General features: G+C 68.4%; 16 protein-coding genes. 9 read left to right on the top strand and 7 right to left on the bottom strand.

All coding sequences use genetic code 11. From position 1 onward, the window contains the following. Nucleotides 1-16: 16 nt before the first annotated feature. The 3 genes from AB0I72_RS26885 to AB0I72_RS26875 are packed head-to-tail and all read right to left on the bottom strand — an operon-like array spanning nt 17 to nt 3,545. Nucleotides 17-1,078: a hypothetical protein gene (locus AB0I72_RS26885; RefSeq protein WP_358573509.1), complete on the bottom strand. Its 1,062-nt coding sequence runs from the start codon at nt 1,076-1,078 to the stop codon at nt 17-19. Then, on the bottom strand, nt 1,078-2,307 hold the full coding sequence (locus AB0I72_RS26880; protein ID WP_358573531.1) for a nucleotide disphospho-sugar-binding domain-containing protein: 1,230 nt from the start codon (nt 2,305-2,307) through the stop codon (nt 1,078-1,080). The genes AB0I72_RS26885 and AB0I72_RS26880 overlap by 1 nt, the downstream gene beginning before the upstream one ends. Then, a complete protein-coding gene (locus AB0I72_RS26875; protein ID WP_358573507.1) occupies nt 2,307-3,545 on the bottom strand; it encodes a hypothetical protein in 1,239 nt (412 codons plus the stop codon). Before AB0I72_RS26875 ends, AB0I72_RS26880 begins: the two co-directional genes overlap by 1 nt. A 257-nt stretch (nt 3,546-3,802) precedes the next feature. On the opposite strand from AB0I72_RS26875, the gene AB0I72_RS26870 reads away from it, so the two are divergent. Then, entirely contained in the window at nt 3,803-4,393 is a 591-nt protein-coding gene (locus tag AB0I72_RS26870; protein WP_358573505.1) for a hypothetical protein, read from the top strand. Between the two features lie 82 nt (nt 4,394-4,475). Here AB0I72_RS26870 and AB0I72_RS26865 read toward each other — a convergent pair whose 3' ends face one another. Genes AB0I72_RS26865 through AB0I72_RS26850 form a run of 4 tightly spaced genes read right to left on the bottom strand, consistent with a single transcriptional unit; the run spans nt 4,476 to nt 8,941 of the window. After that, nucleotides 4,476-5,363: an aminoglycoside phosphotransferase family protein gene (locus AB0I72_RS26865; RefSeq protein ID WP_358573503.1), complete on the bottom strand. Its 888-nt coding sequence runs from the start codon at nt 5,361-5,363 to the stop codon at nt 4,476-4,478. Beyond that, entirely contained in the window at nt 5,360-6,700 is a 1,341-nt protein-coding gene (locus AB0I72_RS26860; protein WP_358573501.1) for a hypothetical protein, read from the bottom strand. Before AB0I72_RS26860 ends, AB0I72_RS26865 begins: the two co-directional genes overlap by 4 nt. Before the next feature lie 16 nt (nt 6,701-6,716). Next, nucleotides 6,717-7,601: a phosphotransferase gene (locus AB0I72_RS26855; RefSeq protein WP_358573498.1), complete on the bottom strand. Its 885-nt coding sequence runs from the start codon at nt 7,599-7,601 to the stop codon at nt 6,717-6,719. Continuing rightward, nucleotides 7,598-8,941 (bottom strand): hypothetical protein, encoded by a 1,344-nt coding sequence (locus AB0I72_RS26850; RefSeq protein ID WP_358573495.1) that lies wholly within the window; start codon nt 8,939-8,941, stop codon nt 7,598-7,600. Before AB0I72_RS26850 ends, AB0I72_RS26855 begins: the two co-directional genes overlap by 4 nt. 242 nt (nt 8,942-9,183) lie before the next feature. Between AB0I72_RS26850 and AB0I72_RS26845 the strand changes: the two genes are divergently transcribed. The 8 genes from AB0I72_RS26845 to AB0I72_RS26810 all read left to right on the top strand — a co-directional run. Beyond that, nucleotides 9,184-9,948 (top strand): hypothetical protein, encoded by a 765-nt coding sequence (locus AB0I72_RS26845; protein ID WP_358573493.1) that lies wholly within the window; start codon nt 9,184-9,186, stop codon nt 9,946-9,948. Next, a complete protein-coding gene (locus AB0I72_RS26840; RefSeq protein WP_358573491.1) occupies nt 9,948-11,249 on the top strand; it encodes a styrene monooxygenase/indole monooxygenase family protein in 1,302 nt (433 codons plus the stop codon). The genes AB0I72_RS26845 and AB0I72_RS26840 overlap by 1 nt, the downstream gene beginning before the upstream one ends. Before the next feature lie 31 nt (nt 11,250-11,280). Beyond that, nucleotides 11,281-11,937 carry a class I SAM-dependent methyltransferase gene (locus AB0I72_RS26835; RefSeq protein WP_358573489.1) on the top strand — a complete coding sequence of 219 codons (657 nt, stop codon included), beginning with the start codon at nt 11,281-11,283 and terminating at the stop codon, nt 11,935-11,937. Continuing rightward, nucleotides 11,934-14,789 carry a type I polyketide synthase gene (locus AB0I72_RS26830; RefSeq protein WP_358573487.1) on the top strand — a complete coding sequence of 952 codons (2,856 nt, stop codon included), beginning with the start codon at nt 11,934-11,936 and terminating at the stop codon, nt 14,787-14,789. The genes AB0I72_RS26835 and AB0I72_RS26830 overlap by 4 nt, the downstream gene beginning before the upstream one ends. A gap of 100 nt (nt 14,790-14,889) precedes the next feature. Continuing rightward, nucleotides 14,890-15,252 (top strand): helix-turn-helix domain-containing protein, encoded by a 363-nt coding sequence (locus AB0I72_RS26825; RefSeq protein ID WP_358573485.1) that lies wholly within the window; start codon nt 14,890-14,892, stop codon nt 15,250-15,252. Nucleotides 15,253-15,383: 131 nt separating this feature from the next. Continuing rightward, complete coding sequence (locus tag AB0I72_RS26820) at nt 15,384-15,710, top strand: WhiB family transcriptional regulator (RefSeq protein WP_358573483.1); 327 nt, start codon at nt 15,384-15,386, stop codon at nt 15,708-15,710. A gap of 503 nt (nt 15,711-16,213) precedes the next feature. Continuing rightward, nucleotides 16,214-17,038 carry a sigma-70 family RNA polymerase sigma factor gene (locus tag AB0I72_RS26815; protein ID WP_358573481.1) on the top strand — a complete coding sequence of 275 codons (825 nt, stop codon included), beginning with the start codon at nt 16,214-16,216 and terminating at the stop codon, nt 17,036-17,038. Nucleotides 17,039-17,122: 84 nt separating this feature from the next. Then, nucleotides 17,123-17,319 (top strand): hypothetical protein (locus AB0I72_RS26810; RefSeq protein ID WP_358573479.1); only part of this gene is annotated, 197 nt, incomplete at its 3' end.

Raw genomic sequence — 17,319 nt, 5'->3', positions numbered from 1 at the left:
TTCTCCTCCTACGGGGTTACGACCAGGCGCTCTCATAGAGCTCGTGGTGGATGGACATGACCCGCTGGTGTTCCTCCCGGCGATGCTGGGCGAAAGCGTCGGCGTCGCGGACAGGGGCGTTCTTCTCCATGAGGCCGACCGCCTGCTCCAACGCCCTGCCGAAGCGCTCGCCGTAGGCGTATTCGGCGCCGTCCGACCAGTCGAACCACACCGGTTCGGGTACCAGCCCGTCGTGCTGCTGGTACTGCTCACGGAGGAAGCCGACATCGGAGGTGATCGGCAGCAGACCGAGGTCGAAGGCGAGTTCGAGCTGCCCGGAGTGCGTTCCCCACACGTAGGGCAGGATGAGCGCGTCGCAGCCCTGGGCGGTCGAGACCACCTCAGCGTCCGTGGGGAAAGGGGCGAGCTCCACACGCAGTCTCGGTTCCGCCGTCGCCATCGTGGCGATCAACTCCCACCGGTCCCGCTCCTGCTCGATGTTGATGGAGCCGGGAGACCTCAACAGGAGCGTCAAGCTGGTTTCCTGCTGCCGTCGTCCGAAGCGCCAGTTGTACAGAACGGTGGTGACGTCGCGGTTGTCGCGCAACGCGCCGAACAACAGGTAACGGGCCTCAGGGGTGCACTGCCGATCACGGCCTGGAAACCTCTGCGGTGGCGCAACGTAGCCATGGGGTGCCAAGACTGTCGTCTCAGGTCGCCACCGTCGGCGTACCTCGGCCTCGGAACCGGGCGTCAGGCAGACGAACGGCACCCGCCACTCGGCGAGCAGCCGTAGCTTGCGCCGGTACTGCGACCGTGGTGTGAAGATCGGCTCCAGATCATGTGCGGTGAAGACCACGCGACGCCGAGCACGAGCACACTCGGACAGGACGAGCCGGAGCGTGGAGAGATCATCGAACTCGATGTGGTGCAGGTGCAGGACGTCGAACCAGGTGAGCGGACGTCGGCCCAGCACCTGTCGCAACGTCAGGTCCCGGGGCACCCCGTCGGCGCTGTTGACGATCCCCACATGCTCGCTGGACAGCTTGCGCGCGTAGGGTGTGCGGGCCGGGACGTGCACGACCCTGATCCTGGCCATCACACCCTCCGTTCTTGGCTGAACAGAAGCGCGGCAGCTTCCTCCGGCCTCGGGTAACCCGCAACACGCCCGGAGAACTCACGCGCCTGCTTACGCAGAGCCTCTGAGGCCATCACGGACTTCACCGCCTCCGCCAGCTCGCGCGGATCCGGAGGCCACGAGAGCCGGAGCCCACATCCGGCCGAGACCACAGCGTCGGCCACGAAGCCTTGGTCGCGCCCTCGCGGTACCAGGACCAGCGGGATCCCCCACCACAACGCCTTGCTCACGAGCCCGAGACCGGCCGTGGACACCACAATGTCCACGCTGGGAAGGAGCCGGGTATGCGGCGTATGGGGAAGCAGGACAGCGTTCGAGGGGACATCGGTGATGCGAGGGTGCTCGGCAGACACCGTGACGACGACGTCGACATTCGCGTCTCTCAACGCGGACAGAGCGCTCTCCACCAGGGAGAGATCGTCCTGCCACGCTGAGCTGTTGGAGACCAGAACGCGCGGGCGCTCCAGCGTTCTCGCTGTTCCCCCGCCCACAGGTTCCTCCGGCTCCAGCGTGTCCCAGGGTGGGAACGAGGTTCGCACTATGGAGGAGGGAGTTGGCTTCCGTCCCCGCCGAAGCCAGGGGTGTCCCAGCACGAACGTCAGGTGAGGGGACAACCGGTACCACGGGGCGTCGGCGACCGGTCGGTGTTCCGGCCCCACACCGACGTCCTCGCGGAGCTGCCCCCACCAGTGCAGATACGCCTCACGGTCACGCTCTGTCCCCTCCCACCAGACCCGGTGCATCGCGTCCACATCGGCGTCCTGGTCGATGAGATAGTGCACGTAGGACGCCCAGGGGACCGCGTGGGACTCAGCCGCCATTCCCGCCCCGGTCACGAACGAGTCGATGAGCAGCGTGGTCGGGGCGCACGAGGCGATTGCTTCGCCGACCTCCTCGTACTCCGCTTTCACCCGCTCGATGAACCATCCGGAGCCGAGCACATCGGGACCGAGCCCGTGCTTGTCCACCGAAGCGCGCCGTGCCCAGTCATAGGTGATGTCCGACCAATAGGGGCGCAGCTCACAACCGAGCGTCTCCGCCAAGTCGGTCAGTTCTGACGGCCCCAGCATCACGACCTCGTGCCCGTCCCTGAGCACCGCCTGGATGAGGGGAACCACCGGGTAGAGGCTGCCGTACTGCGCGTAGGGGACCCACAGAACGCGCTCACCGCTTCGCGGACCGCGGGCCATCAGTTCCACGCCCACGGGTGTTCGGACGGACCCGCACACAGCTCACGGAGGAGGTCCACGGCCCGGCCGCTCGTGATGAGATTCAGGGCTAGGTCGTAGCCCTCGGCGATATCGGAAACGATGCGCGCCGTGTTCAGCAGGAACCCCGCGTTGAGGGCGAGGATGTCGATGTGCCGTGTGGTCCCTCGGCCGCCGAGTGCCTCAAGCGCCCAGTTGAACGCCTCATCCGACGATCGTGGGGCCCGCACCGGCTCCGCGCGGCCACTGCTGGCCCCAGGGAGCGCGTCGGCCGAGTGACGCCGCACCTCGCCGACGGTCCCGTCTCGAAGCTCGCACACAAGAGACCAGTCACCAACGCCCAGCTCGTCCGCGAAACGACCAGATTCCGTTCCGGATGAGACGATCAAGGCGTCACGGATCCCGAACCTCGCGAGGACCGCAGCCGCCAGGTCGACGCGGGGGTGCGCCAGCCCGAAGATGAGCACATCTCCTCGTACAGGCGACGCCAGAGCGGCGAGACCGAAGCTGAAGGGCGTGAGCACATGGAACCGGCCGCCGTAAACCCGGTCCAACGCGGGGATCATCTCCTCCACCGGAGCGAACGAGAAGCCGTGACGGGCGACGGCATCCAGTACCGCTCGACCGTCTGTTTGCTGCGGTAGACCTATCCGGGTAGCGAAGTCACGGGACCCCAGGACCGACGAGGTGGCATAAGACCCCACCTTGACGATGCGGGCTCCCGCCGCAGCGGCGATGATCGCGCTGCACGTCGAGATGTTGAAGGTCTTCAGGCCCTTCTTACCGCTACCCGCGAGGACCACCAGCCGATCATGCCCGTCCTGGTTCGCTGAGACGGGAGTGACAGGATCAAGGGTGAGTGCGGCTTCCAACAGCTCAACGACCTCGTCCTCACGTGGACCGCGGGCCATCAGGCCGGTCATCAATACGGCCAGATAGTGGTCTCGCGCTGATTCTGGTTGAGCGTGGAGAAGCTCAGACAGGGCGGAAGCGATGAGGCCGCCGGGAAGCCGGGAGCTGAGGCTGATCCGGTACAGCGCTTCCTTGAGCGCTTCCGGAGGGGTTCGTGTCGATAGCGAAACGGTCTCACGTGAGGAATCGTCAACAAAAACGGACGGATAAGGCAAACGCATCACATCTCCGCACATGGTGTTGATGTTGCTCTTGCTCGAACACGCGATCGCAGCCCATGCAGCATCCCCTACTCGCAGCGAGTACACAAGCGAGATATTTCAGGAACGACTCCTTCCGTCATCCGAAGCGGACGGAGAAAAATGGAGTTCAGGTCCGGTCAGCAGCCTGGATCGAACCTGGCTGTCCCAGGTTTTGACATGTCCGAATATCTCCTGGGCTTTGCGGGCACCTCGTCTTTGGCGAAGAGGCAGGGCAACAGATCCCGACTGATCCGACGATCACCGCGCGCCAAGATCGCGAACGCTGCCTTCACCGCGCATCCTCAGGGGCAGGATGAAACCTGGTGATCCAGTGGGCCGGTCAGCTTGGGGGGACGATGCGGATCTTCTATGACACAGAGTTCCGGGAGGATGGGGGCAGCCTGGAGATCCTCTCGATCGGGATGGTGCGCGACGACGGCCAGGAGTACTACGCGGTCAACGCGGACGCGGACTGGATCCGCGCATGCGAACATCCCTGGCTACGCGAACACGTCCTCCCACACCTTCCGTTGGCCGACACAAAAGTGGTCGGTAATGGCATCGTCTGTCAGATCGACCATTCCGACGTCAGTGTGAAGCCAAAGAGGAGAATCGCCCGAGAGGTGCGTGACTTCGTCGTCTCCACTCCCGATCCGAGCCTCTGGGCGTGGTACGCATCCTTCGATCATGTCGCCCTAACATGGCTGTATGGACCGATGTCCGATTTGCCAGAAGGAATTCCGATGCGGACCAATGACATCAAACAGGAGGCAGAGAGGCTGGGTGACCCTCCGCTCCCCGAACAGGGCTCCGACCTGCATCATGCCCTGGCGGACGCCCGCCACAACCGCGTCATCTTCGATCTCCTCCACCAATTGGATGACCAGAGGCCGAACCTTGGCGACTCCCGCTGAGGGACGGTTCACCGTCCTGGTGCAGAGTGATGGTCAACTCTTCTGCCGCCCCTGTCTAAGCGGCCCTCCCAAGGCTTGATCTTTACGTGGCAGGTGTCCATGCCCATGGCCTCGACCCTCGATCACCCCGAAGGCATTGCAACCGGAACTGGGCTTCTACATGCATTGCAGGGTCGGCGGGCGCGTGTTGGGCGAAGTAGAGCGTCATCCGCAACTCACGGATGTCACGCATGAGCGTGAACCCTTCCCAATCATGCACGTCATAGCCATAGGTTCGGACGAAGTCCGCATAGTCGTCTGGGTCCACCCAAGGGAATGACGTGGCCTTGATCGCAGTGGAGACCAGGTCCCATTCAGGTGGGCCGACCGAGCACCGCTCCAGGTCGAGGAGGACGACGGAGCCGTCGGTGAGCCGAGCGACGTTGCCGACCCAGGCATCACCGTGCACCACGCTCCAGGGCCTGCCCGCAGGCAAGCGCTCCCAGGCGGCGCGCAAGTCGCGCAGGTGGCCGGTGAGCCACTCCCGGTCGGCCTCGTCCAGGGTGTGGGCGTCGTCGATACGTTCGCGCAGGCGGACGAACGGGTCCAGGTGCCCGAGGTCGAGTGTGGTGGGCGGGTCGAGCGTGTGGAGTTGGGTGAGCAGGTGGGCGACGTCGGTGACGGTGCCACGGGTGTGCTCACCCAGTTCGGCCCAGAAGGTGACCGCGCGGCCCTCGGCCATGACCGGCTGGTCGACGTCTAAGGGGCGCACGACGGGTACACCGCAGGTGGTGAGCCAGCGGGCAACGGCGACCTCGCGGTGGGCAGCGTGTTCCTGGCCAGGGCGAGCGATGCGGGCGACCCCGACCTTGGGCAGGAGGATGAGGGCGTTCTCCCCGAGTCGGATCGGGCGGGCGCCAGCGACGGACAGCCCGACCGCCGAGGCCGCGGTTTCCAGGACACGAGGCAGGGGCTGCGGCAGGGTTGTCATCGGCTGCTTCCGATCGTCAGGCGCACCCGGTCAGCGAGTTCGCTGCCATGGGTGTGGCGGCAGGTGCGGTGGAGTTCGCGCAGGTCGTCCTCGGCTCGGCGGGAGCGCACACGCCTCGCTTCCTCCAGGGCCTGGACAGTGGTGGCCTCACCCAGTTCCGGGTCGATGCGCAGGTGCAGGGAAGCGAGCTTGATGCGGGAGATCGCGCGGGAGCGACGGTAACTTTCACCGTGCCCGTCCACGGCCGTCTGAAGGCGCCCGGCGGCCTCATGCGCGGGGTACAGGTGGGCAGCCGCTAGGTCCCACAGTGCGTGTCCGGTGTCTCCGTGGTGTTGGGCGTGGTCGTAGTAGGCCATCCACGTCGGCGGAGTGATGGCGGTGGGGGTGATGAACGCGGTGTCGGCGGCGTCGATAGCGGCCAGGGTCTGGTCGACGTCACCGAGTTTGGCCCAGGCGCGGGCACGGGCGGTGTGGAGCATGGCCTGTTCGGGGGCGGAGAGACGTTCAGAGCGCACCAGGCCCATCTCGGCGTAGGTCAGGCCCTGGTCGGGGTGGGCGCACCAGATGGCCTGGCGGGCGCGGTGGGAGTAGATCTTGGCGCGGAGGTGCCAGTCGTCGGCTTCCTCGGCGGTGTCGGTGGCCAGCGCCCACATACGGCGGGCGTCGTGGTGGTGGTAGTCGTCGAAGGCCATGAAGCCGGTGACGGTGGCCAGGTGGGCGACGGCTGAGAAGGCGTCGCTGCGCAGAGTGAGGGGCAGGGGGGCGTCCAGGAGGGCGGTGGCCCAGTGCAGGTGGCTGGTGACGGCCGCGCGCACGACGGTGCCGCCGTAACTGTGGTCCCAGGTGGCGAAGGTGGTGGCGGCGTGGTGCAGGTGATCGATGTCGGCGGGGGTGACCTGGTCGGGGGGTTCGGGCGGGCCGATCATGTCGGTCAGGGAGGCCAAAGGCGCGGCGGCCAGTCCGGTTCCGGCGGCGCGCAGGAGCTGTCGGCGGTTCACCTCATCCAGGATGGTCGATGCGGTGTCGGACTGGTGGTCCGGGGGTGGGGTGGTCTGTTCCCAGGGGCGCGGGGTCAGGCCGAGGAGGTGTCCGGGGATGCGCAGCCCGTCGGCGATGTCGCAGATTTTGTCGTAGCTGGTGACGCGCACTTGGCCGCGGGCGATCTTGCCGACGCGTTCGGGTTTCATGCCGCAGGAGTCGGCGATCTTGAGGTTGCTGATCCCGTGCTGGCGGGCGAGGTGGACGACGGTCGCGAAGTCGTGGCGGGCCAGGGCCTCGCGTAGGTCGTCGCGGTCCAGCAGGTGGCGGGGCAGGGCCGCGGGTGGGGTGTAGGACACCGGGTGTCCCCCCTTCTCAGGCGCTTGTCCAGGCGGTGGTGGTGTCCCCGGCGCGCAGAGTGGCCAGGCGTCGGCGGACCTCGCGGTGGGCGGCGACATCAGGGCGGGCCGCACGGCGCAAGAACGCGGACAGGGTGTGCAGGTCGCGGATGTCGAGTAGGACGCGCCATCCGGGCCAGGTACGGGGTGGGGCCTGGTAGGCGTCCCAGAACGCGTCGATGTCGGCGCTAGTACGGCCGAAACGGCGTTGGCCGTGCAGAGTGTTGGCCAGGTCCAGCTCGCGTGGACCGCGCGCGGCCTCGTCCCAGTCGCCCAGGAGCACCCGGGATCCGGCCCAGAGGGTGTTGCCGGGATAGGCATCGCCGTGGATCCATCTGGGTGGGCCGAGGGGGAAGTCCAACCGGGCGTAGGACTCCAGGAGGTGGTGGCGCCGTTCGGTGAGCCAGTCGCGGTCTTCGGGTTCCAGAACGGTGTCTGTGACCAGGGTGCGGCCCAGACTCGCCAGCGGTGTGTAGGAGGGCAGCTCCACCGGAGGGTCGGCCAGGGCGTGCATACGGCGCAGGATGCGGCCCAGGTGGTGGGGTGGCGGGGCGGGGCGACCCTGTTGGGGGTAGTAGGCCCAGAACGTGGCCAGGTGGTCGCCGTGCACCACGGGCTGGTCCAGCCCACAGGGGGCGGTGACATCGACGCCGTGGCCCTTCAGCCATCGGGTCAGGGCCAGGGCTCTGCGCTGGGATTCCAGGTGGTGGGCGGGGCTGATGCGCACCACGATCTGCGGGTCGGTGAGCAGGTAGACGCCGGTGGCGTGGTGGCGCAGCGGTTGTAGACCGGTGGTGGGCAGGCCAGCGCGCGCACACAGGTCGACAACCATGGCCGGGACGGAGGGGGTGTGGACACTCACCTGGTCCACGGTAGTCCGTGCGGCACGCAGGCGGGGGCGAACGCTTCCAGCTGTGCGGCCATGTCCGAGACGAGGGGGGTGGCGCGCACTCGGGGACGTGCCAGGGCCTGGGTGATCGGGGCCAGGGCGGGTGCCAGCTGCTGGATGCGCAACTCCTCAGGCAGCCCCAGCAGGTCCTGGAGGAGCGGTTGGGCTCCGTCGAGTTCCCCGCGGCCCAGGTGGGCGCAGATGGCGTCCACGGTGGCCAGGGCCTGGTCGCCGTAACTGCGTTCGGTCTCCGGTCCGGTCCGGTACAGCTCCAGAGCGGTGCTGGTGTGGTCCAAACACTGGTCGGCACGTCCCAGGAGGCGGTAGGTGCCGCCGATGTAGTAGGCGCGTTTGGCGTCCGGGAAGGCGAACAACCCGCCCAGGTGGACGCCGAGATCGTCGTCGGCTGGGGGACGGTCGGCGGCGTGCTGGAGGCGGTCCAAGGCGAGCAGGGCGCGGGCATGGTCGCCGACGCGGGCCGCGGCGCGCGCTTCGATGGCGGCGGCGCGCACGGCCGTGTGCCCGTGGGGGGCGTGGTGGAAGGAACGGGCGGCCAGCTCGGCGGCGGTGGATGCCTGGCCGGTCCACTCGGCGATCAGGGCGGCGCTGCCGGTGATCCAGGCACGCAACGGGGTGTGGTCGGCGTGGTCGGCGTAGCGGCGAGCGGCGACCAGGTGGGCGGTGGCGGCGCGGCGGTCGCCGATGTTCTGCGCGCCATGTGCCAGCAGAGTGGTCGTGGCTCCGAGGATGACCAGGAGTTGCTGGGCGTGACGGGGACGCACTCCGGCCTGGTAGTGACCGATGGCCGTGTCGCGCAGAGCCACCAGGCGGGGCAACAGCGGTGGCAGCGGGGCGTGGACGTAGCACACGGCCAGGTGGCGCAGCTGGTCGGACAGATCGTCGATGAGGGCCGCGTCAGCGGTGTCGGCCAGCGTGTCGGCGAAGCCCAGGGAGGCCTCGGAGCTGGTGGGGTCACCGAGGTTGGCGGAGGGCGGCGCCTGGGGCGGCACGGGTGGGGTGGTCTGTTCCCAGGGGCGGGAGGCCAGGCCGAGGAGGTGTCCGGGGATGCGCAGCCCGTCGGCGATCTCCTCGATTTTGTCGAGTGAGGTGATGCGCATCTGGCCGCGGATGATCCGGCCCACGCGTTCGTGCTTGATGCCGCAGGCCAGGGCGATCTTGCGGTTGCTGATCTGATCGAGCTCGTCGGTGGCCAGGCGAAAGGCTGTGCCGAAGTCGCGGTTGGCCAGGGCGTGGCGCACGTCGGGGCGGTCCAGGAAGGAGCGGGGGAGCACGAGCGGTGGGGCGGGGGTCATAGCGCCTCCGGGGACGTCTGTTGAAGACCTGCCGGAGTCTTAGTGTCCCTCCTCACACCCCGCCATGGGGGCGGATTTCACCTACTCCCCGCCATGGGGGTACCCACCATGGGTACCCCCTCGGGGGGAATCATCGGGCCGAGAATCTTGGAGATCGTGGGCGCACCGAACTCGTGGAGAGGTTGCCCATGGTCCCCCGGCTCGCACCGGGTCCTGAGCGGTCACGCGCTGAACGTGTCCAGGTGCTCGAACACCATCTGGTCCGCGCCGTTGCCCCGCAGACCCCTGCCCCCGCACATCTGTCGCCGACCACCGGCGGTGTGTACGAGTTGTGCCGCGACACCACCCTCACCAGTCGTCCTGTGACGGTGATGGAGATCGCGCACCGCCGCCAGCTGCCACGTGGCGTGGCCAAGCTGGCCGTCACCGAGCTACGCGAGGAAAACCTGGTGGTGGTGGAGGAGGACCGCACCTCCGAGGGACGCACGGCCACCCACGTCAAAGTCGTCGTCGCCAGCCCTGGTGTCCCGCAGGGGGAGGAGTTGGTCGACGCGTTCAGCGACATCGAACCGGTCCGCGTCGTCGAGACGATGCTTGTCGAACGCGACACCGAGCCCGGGTCGGAGCAGGTGGAAGTGGCCGTGGTCTACGGGCGCTGCACACCGCCCGGCGTCGGCATGGACCTGCACCTGATCACACTGCCCACGCACGGCGGTCAGCTGCTGCGCCGAGACGTCACACGCGGAGCCGCCGGCGCGATCGTGTGCGTGGGCCCGGACCGGGTGGATGAGGCGGCCGACATCGTGGCGTGGCTGGACACTCAGCAGGTGCCGCTGCTGGTCACCGTGCACGCGACCCCCGAGCACGACGCCCCCCTCACACTCATGCGTCAGCGGTTGGGGTTGGATCCCACCACGCCGATGGTGCCGTGTAAGGCCACGGACGACCCCTCGATGCTCACTCTCCTCCAGCACCTGTTGGCCGCCTTCACCCGGAAGAGGCACTGATGGGCCGCCGCATCCTGATCGTGGGCACTGGCCAGTCCGGCCTGTACCTGGCCCACCGACTGGCCGCCGCCGGGCACGACGTACGCCTCGTCGGCGCCTCCACCGCAGAGGAGATCCAGGCCGCGTCACCGGCCATCACCCAGATGTCGATGCCCTCCAGCTTCGCGTTGGAACAGCAGGCGGGCCTGTTGGGATTTCGGTGGCAGGAGATGGCCCCCCGCTTGCACGGGGTGGACTTGTCCCTGCGCCCGCCAGGGACCGATCCGATCCTCATCAGCGCCGACTGGTCTCGCGGCCCCGGCCTGTCAGTGGACCGCAGCGTCAAGATCGCCGACTGGCTGGCCTACTACGACTCCCTGGAAGACACCGCACGCGACCGCCGAGGATCGGTCACCACGGCGATGACCACCGAGGCCCTCGACTTCCTGGCCGAACGTCACGCCTATGACCTGATCGTGGTCGCCACCGGCAACGGCGAACTCGGGCACCTGTTCGACCGCGACCCGGGCCGATCAGCCGGGGCGGAGCGGCGCGCCTACGCCCAAGCGTTCGTCTACGGCGCCCACGAGCAGGGGGACCGCATTCGAGCGGTCTCCTGCGACCAGGGTGAGGTGTTCACCATCCCCGTGCTGACCCTGGAGGGGGTCGCCACGAGCGTGATGATGAGCGCGCGCCCCGGCTCGGACTTCGATCTGATCGCCGAGCTGGGGACCAATGAGGATCCCCGCCGCGTCAGCGCACGTGACCCGGAACGGGTCTGGGAGAACATGCGTGCGGCGATGGCCAAGCACGTGCCGGATGTAGCCGACCAGTGTCAGGGAGCCGAGCTGGTGCCCTTGACCGGATCCCCCACTCTGCTCACCCACGTCGACCCCGTCGTGCGCTCCCCGGTCGGCGTGCTGCCCTCGGGCGGACTGGTGATCGGGCTGGCCGACGTGGTGTTGGGCTCCGATCCGGTCAGCTGCCAGGGGTGGGCCAACTCCACCTACCACGCCGAGCTCCTCTACCAGGCGGTCGGTGAGCGCGGCGACCGGCCGTTCACCCGGGAGTGGATGGAGGACGTCCACGCCCGGTTCTGGGACCTGTACGGCCAGCACAGCACCGCGTTCTCCGGGATGATCCGCCGGTTCTGGGCCGGATCGTTGGAGCCGCACTATCTCCAGGTGGCCGCAGCCGCCCATCACCACCCGCAGGTGGCGCAACGCTGGGTCGACGCGTTCGACCGCCCGGCCGACTTCACCCACTGGCTCCACGACCCCCTCAAGGCGCACGCCTTCCTGCGCCAGGTCGGAGCCCTCTAACCGCCTTCCCCATTTTGTTTGGAGTCGCGCTATGCCCTCCTCACCCTCCACAGGCCCCAGCGTGTACACGCCGGGGTGGCTCAACCGCTACGACCTACTCGTCCACCGCATCTCCTGCCCGCTGGTGTGGGGGTGCCCTTCACACGACCTGGTGGACCAGTACCGACACAACGTGGCTCGTCGCCACCTGGACGTGGGGCCGGGCACCGGCACCCTCCTGCTGCGCGCCGGGCTCGCCCCTCACACCCAGATCCACCTGCTGGACAAGCACCTCCACCCGTTGGAGATGGCCTCCCACGCACTGGCCGCCCACGCTCCGCTCAAGCACACACAGGACGCGCTCAAACCATGGGCGCTGGACAACGAGACCTTCAGGTCGGTGGGCATGTCGCTGGTGGTCCACGCCTTGGACGGCGACGACGTCCGCGACAAGGTGCTGCCGGTGGAGGAGGCCCACCGGGTTCTGGAGCCAGGAGGCCGCTTTTTCGGCTCCACGATCATGAGCCGTGGCGACCAGGTGCGTCCCTGGCCGCAGGCCCGCGCCCTGATGGGCTTCTACAACTCCCGGGGGATCTTCAACAACCGCGGGGACGACGCCGACGCCTGGACCGACCTGCTGCGGTCCCGGTTCGCCAGAGTGCACGTGCGGGTGCGCGGGTGCGTGGTGTTGTGGGAGGCGACCAAATGAGCGCTCCGATTGCCGTCACCGGCCTGGCCTGCCGTCTTCCCGGTGATATCGCCACCCCCGAGGAGTTCTGGGACGCTCTGGTCGCCCAACGCGACCTGATCACCTCCTACACCGACGACCACCCCCGTGCCGCGATCCTGCCCGCCGCGCTGTTGTCGGAGGAGGACCAGCGACTGGACGCCGTCCACTTCGGGTTCTCGCCCACGGAGGTGACCGCGATGGACCCCCAACAGAAACTGCTGCTGGAGTTGGTCGACGAAGCGTTCCAGGACGCCGGGATGGCTCTGGACGACTGGCGTGGGCGCCGGGTCGGTTGCTGGGTGGGGTCCTCCTGCCTGGACCAAGCCCTGCTCCGTCTCGGCCCTGGGCAGGGCGGGACCATGGTCGACACCGCTGGGGCCATCCCCTCCATGCTCAGCAACCGGGTGTGCCACGTCACCAACTGGCGTGGTCCCTCCGAGACGATCGACACCGCCTGCTCGGCGTCCCTGGTGGCCCTTCACCGCGCCCGCCAGGCGCTGACCTGCGGCGAGGCCGAACTGGCGGTCGTGGGTGGCGTCAACCTGTTGGCGGTGGACACCCACACCCGCATGTTCCGTTCCTCGCGGGTGCTGGCCGACGATGGCCAGATCCGGCCCTTCGACACCCGCGCGTCCGGGTTCGTACGCGGGGAGGGCGCAGGCGTGGTCATCCTCCAACCCCTGAAGGAAGCCGAGGCGGCCGGGGTACGGGTGCGCGTCCTGTTGGTGGGCAGCCAGACCAACCACGACGGTGCTGCCCAACCCGTCGGCGCCCCCAACGTGGAAGGCCAGCGAGAGCTGCTCGCCTTCACCTACGCCCACACTCCCGTCGACCGCGCTCACGTGGACTACGTGGAAACGCACGGCACCGGCACCCGCGCTGGGGACCAAGTTGAGGTCCGCGCTCTGGGCCGGGAGTTGGCCGCGGACCGTGACCGGCTGCTGTGGATCGGCTCGGTCAAGCCCAACGTCGGCCACCAAGAAGGCGCGGCCGGAATCATCAGCACCATCAAGACCGTACTGGCCCTGGAGCACGGGATACTCCCGCCGACCCGCAACCACACCCAGCCCCTGCCCCTGCTGAAGCGTCTGGGCCTCGCTGTTCCTGTCGGGCCTCGGAGGTGGCCGCACACCGGTCACCCACGCACCGCCGCGGTGCAGGCATTCGGGTTCGGCGGCACCAACGCCCACGCCGTGTTCCAACAAGCCCCCGCCCGCCGCGACCACACCGACCAGCGCGGCACGCACGAGCCGGGCCCGGTGCTGATCCCTCTCTCCGCCAGCAGTCCTCAGGCTCTGGCCGTGACCGCTGGCCGGTGGGCAGAAGCCGTGCGAAACCACTCCGACCTGGGCGCGGTGGCGGCCACGGCCGCTCACCGTCGCGACCACCTGCCCGGTGCCCGCGCCGCCGTGGTCGCGTCCACCTCCACCACCGCTGCACACGCCCTGACGGCCCTGTCCCAGACCAGCACCCATCCGACGATGGAGGGGCCCCGTGTGCCTCCGCCGCGCCGCCCCCGCGTGGTGTTCGTCTACTCCGGACACGGCGGCCACCCCACCTGCGGCACCGACCTCGACGCCAACGACGTGTTCGCCGACGCACTCACCCGTGCCCACGACGCGCTGGCCGCTCACCTGCCCCCAGCTCCCGTTCCGGATCGGGTCCGGTATCAGACCGCCCAGTGGGCGTGGCAGGTCGCGGCCACCGGCTTGCTCGCCTCCTGGGGCATCACCCCCGACATCGTCGTGGGCCACTCGCTGGGGGAAGTCGCCGCCGCGAGCACCGCCAACGTTCTCTCCCACCAGGACGCAGCCCGTCTGGTGTGCGCGCGTGCCCGACTGCTAGCCAAAGCCGCCCCCCACGGGGGCCTGGTCGCCACCGATCTGGACACTGAGGCTGCCCACGCCCTGATCGCCGACCACCCGCGCACCGCCGTGGCCGCTCTCAACGCCCCCAACGCCAGCGTGATCTCCGGTCCCCAAGCGGATCTGGATGTCCTGGCCGCCGACCTGGCCAAGGCGGGCCGCTGGTACCGGAACGTCCCGGAGGCTCCGCCCGCCCATAGTCCGCTCATGGACCAGCCTGCCCGCACCCTGACCGACCAGCTCGCGGGGCTCACACCCGAGCCCGCGTCGGTGGCGCTGTGGTCGACAGCGGCCGGGCAGCGCCTGTCCGGAGGAGAGATGACCGCTGCCTATTGGGGCCGCCAGCTGCGCGACCCGGTCCACCTCCACCACGTCCTGCACGCGTTGGCCGTCCAGGACAACCCGTTGGTGGTGGTCGAGGTCGGCGCACGCCCCGTCCTGTCCGCGTCCCTGGCGGCGACGCTGGGCCAGGCCCGCGACCGATACCGGCTCGACCCGCCGGTGATCCCGCTGACACGAGAGCACGCCGACCGCACCGAAGCACTCGCCGCGGTGGGGGCCCTTTACACCTTCGGCGTCACGCCCCAATGGCCGACCCCGCGGCGCGCGGCGGTGTCGCTACCGCTGCGGGCCTGGACTCACACCGCCCCACCCGACGTCGTTCCGGGCTCGCGCACGCTGACGGGCTACACCCGCCAACAGGCGAGCCAGGAGATCGGTCAGGTACTCACCGACCTGGTCGCCGGTGCGCTGCCCGAGCAGGTCACGCCGTGGGGACCTGACACGGACCTTCAGGAGCTTGGGGTGGGGTCGTTGGCCCGCGCCACCGTGCACCAGCGGCTCATGCGATGCCTGCCTGACTTGGAGGGGCTGCCGGTCCAGGACACGGTGGGCGCTCGCACCGTCGCTGAGATGGCCCAGATCGCCACCGACTACTGGGCCCCTGCCTGCTTCACGGGGGAATGACCTGCCGCCCCGCCCGAGCTGCCGTGCGGCGTCCGCTGCAACGACCCACCCCAGCAGACGTCGCACGGCTCCAACCGCCCCAGGACTACGAGGACACGCTGTGAGCTTTGCTTTTGCCTACCTGGACATCGACGGTGAACGCTACTACACCCGCGACGAGGTCGCTGCGCGCCTAAACATCAGCCCACGACTCATCCAGCGGGTCGCCACCAACTACAGAATCCCGAGCACATTGACCCCCAGCACCGGCACCGTCTACCGGGCCGCCGACATCGACATCCTCACCAGTGGTCCTCAGCACGAACCGCTGCTAACCCCGAATGAGGCCGCTCAACGCCTCCACGCCAGCACGAACGCTCTTCGCGTCTGGGCGCGGGAGGGAAAGCTGGCGTGCCTACTCACGCCCGGCGGGCGGCGCCGTTACGCTCCGACCGAACTGGACCGCTTCAACGCCATCCGTTGACCCGACGGCGCCGCCTTCTCCCCTCCCAGCAGCGGCACCGTCTCCCCGGGGCACCCTCCCCTTGGCGCTCCCCCGCCGGGGAGGGTGCCCCTCCTCACGACCCTCGATCGCCACGTCACCAGGACTTCCACATGCCCTCGACCACGACCACCGCGGTTCCGACCCGTTCGACCGCCACTCCCGCCTTGACCGATCCCCGCGCCCACTGCCGTCACCACAGCCCCGACGCGCTGTTCGTCACCGGCAAAGCGCAAAACGACGCCAAACGCATCTGTTCGGGGTGCCCGATCCGGATGCCGTGCCTGCTCGAAGCGCTTAATGACCGAGTTGAGTTCGGGGTTTGGGGAGGTATGACCGAACGCGAACGCCGAGCTCTCCTGCGCGCACGCCCCACCGTCACCGACTGGGGCGCCGCTGTACGGGGAGCGGGCCTCGCCCTGGTGGAAACCGTCGCCTGAAAGGCCTCAACACCTTGGAATGATCTTGCTTCGGTTCGGTGGACAGACACCTGTCCTGGCGGGTTCGTTGCCGTATTGGCCGATCGCTCTCCCTGTATCTCATGAGTGAGCAGAGAATGACGACGAAGTGAGCAGCCTGTGAGTGCGGGAAGAGAACTCCGATGTCCTGTGCTGAAAAACGCCTCATCAGTCCCTCTGTGTGCGTGTCGAAGAAATGTTTCCCGTCCCGTCGGGTGGTGTGGGTGAGAGTCGTCTGAGAGGATGCTCGCGAGCTGCTCATTTTGGCATCTATGCAGGTCGTGGTCGATGTGTGAGAGGTTCATGAGGGTGGGGGGCTGAGGGTTGAGGTGCTGATCTCCTCTCAAGCTTTACTGTTTCTTTGCCTTGGTGAGTTCCTTGTGAGTGCGGATTGAGTGCGCGGTGATCCTCTTCTGAGCGTCCTCTGAGAATCACGTTTGTTTTGATGCGGGTGTCGTTTCTCGTCACGATTCGAGGAGGCACCCGTGGCCTTTGCGCCGTCACCGCTGGCAGTCGTTGAGACCCACTTCGTTCACCTGGCACCCACCCACCTGACCCTGCACGGAGGCCAGGTCCATCCCTGGCTCCAGGACCGGACCTACTCGCTGTACGAACTCCGTGACGTCCTGATGGGCGAGGACACCCCCAATGATGTTCGGGACGGGGTGTGGCGGCACACCATCCGCGCCGCACGGCACTCCCAGGACTGGATGGTCGGAGCTCTCGGGCTGTGTATGCCCGCGTTGAGGAACGCCGCTCGACGAGCCTGCCGGGGCCTGTCCCGGGGGTCCGCGGCAGAGGTGGAGTCGGCGATCCTGGCCGAGACGATCCGCCAGGTGCGCACCATCAACACCGACTACGCCCGCCTGGTCTGGTACCTGACCCGGCCCGCTTACCGTGCCGCGCTCTCGGCGCGCAAACGCGAGCTGGACGCACCGATGCCGGCCGGGGCCCCGGGCCAGCAGACCATCTGCCAAGGGGCCGTGGCGGGCAGCCCGGACCTGTTGCTGGTCGCCGCGGTGCGGGTGGGGGTGCTCTCGGCTTCCCAGGCTCGGCTGATCGCTCGCACCCGGCTGGAGAACGTCCCTTTGACGCGGGTCGCCGACGAGCTGGGCGTGTCCTACAAGGCGTGCGCGAAGCGACGCGAGCGCGCCGAGGAACGCCTGCTCACGGCCATACGCACGGGGCAGGTCGCCATCGGTGACGCGCTCGTGGGCACCGCTGGCGTCGATCGGACCCCGCCCGCCGAGGTCGTGCCGATGAAATCCGGGCGCCCGTTGTCGCATCGGCCCTGGCAGGTGGCTTCCTAGGAGGTTGATTTCGGGAACCAGACCCCGCCGCGACACCGGCGGGTGTCTGGTTCCCGGCCAGGGAGCGACGTGTGAGGAGGCCGGGTGGGGACGAGGAACGCGCGCGCGTCGGAGTGCTGGGTCCGGTGGCGGTGGACAGCCGTGGGGCTGGCCGCTGTGCTGGTGGCGGTGTGGTGGGTGGTGGTCGGTGATGACGCCTGCTGGGTGTGGGCTTCGGACGCTGATGGCTCGGGCGGCGGCGGGGGTGGTGCTGCGGGGGCGGGGCAGTCGACCGCCCAGCT

The sequence above is a fragment of the Nocardiopsis sp. NPDC049922 genome, assembly GCF_040660275.1.
Lineage (GTDB): Bacteria > Actinomycetota > Actinomycetes > Streptosporangiales > Streptosporangiaceae > Nocardiopsis.
This window is presented reverse-complemented; position numbering and strand designations above follow the sequence as displayed.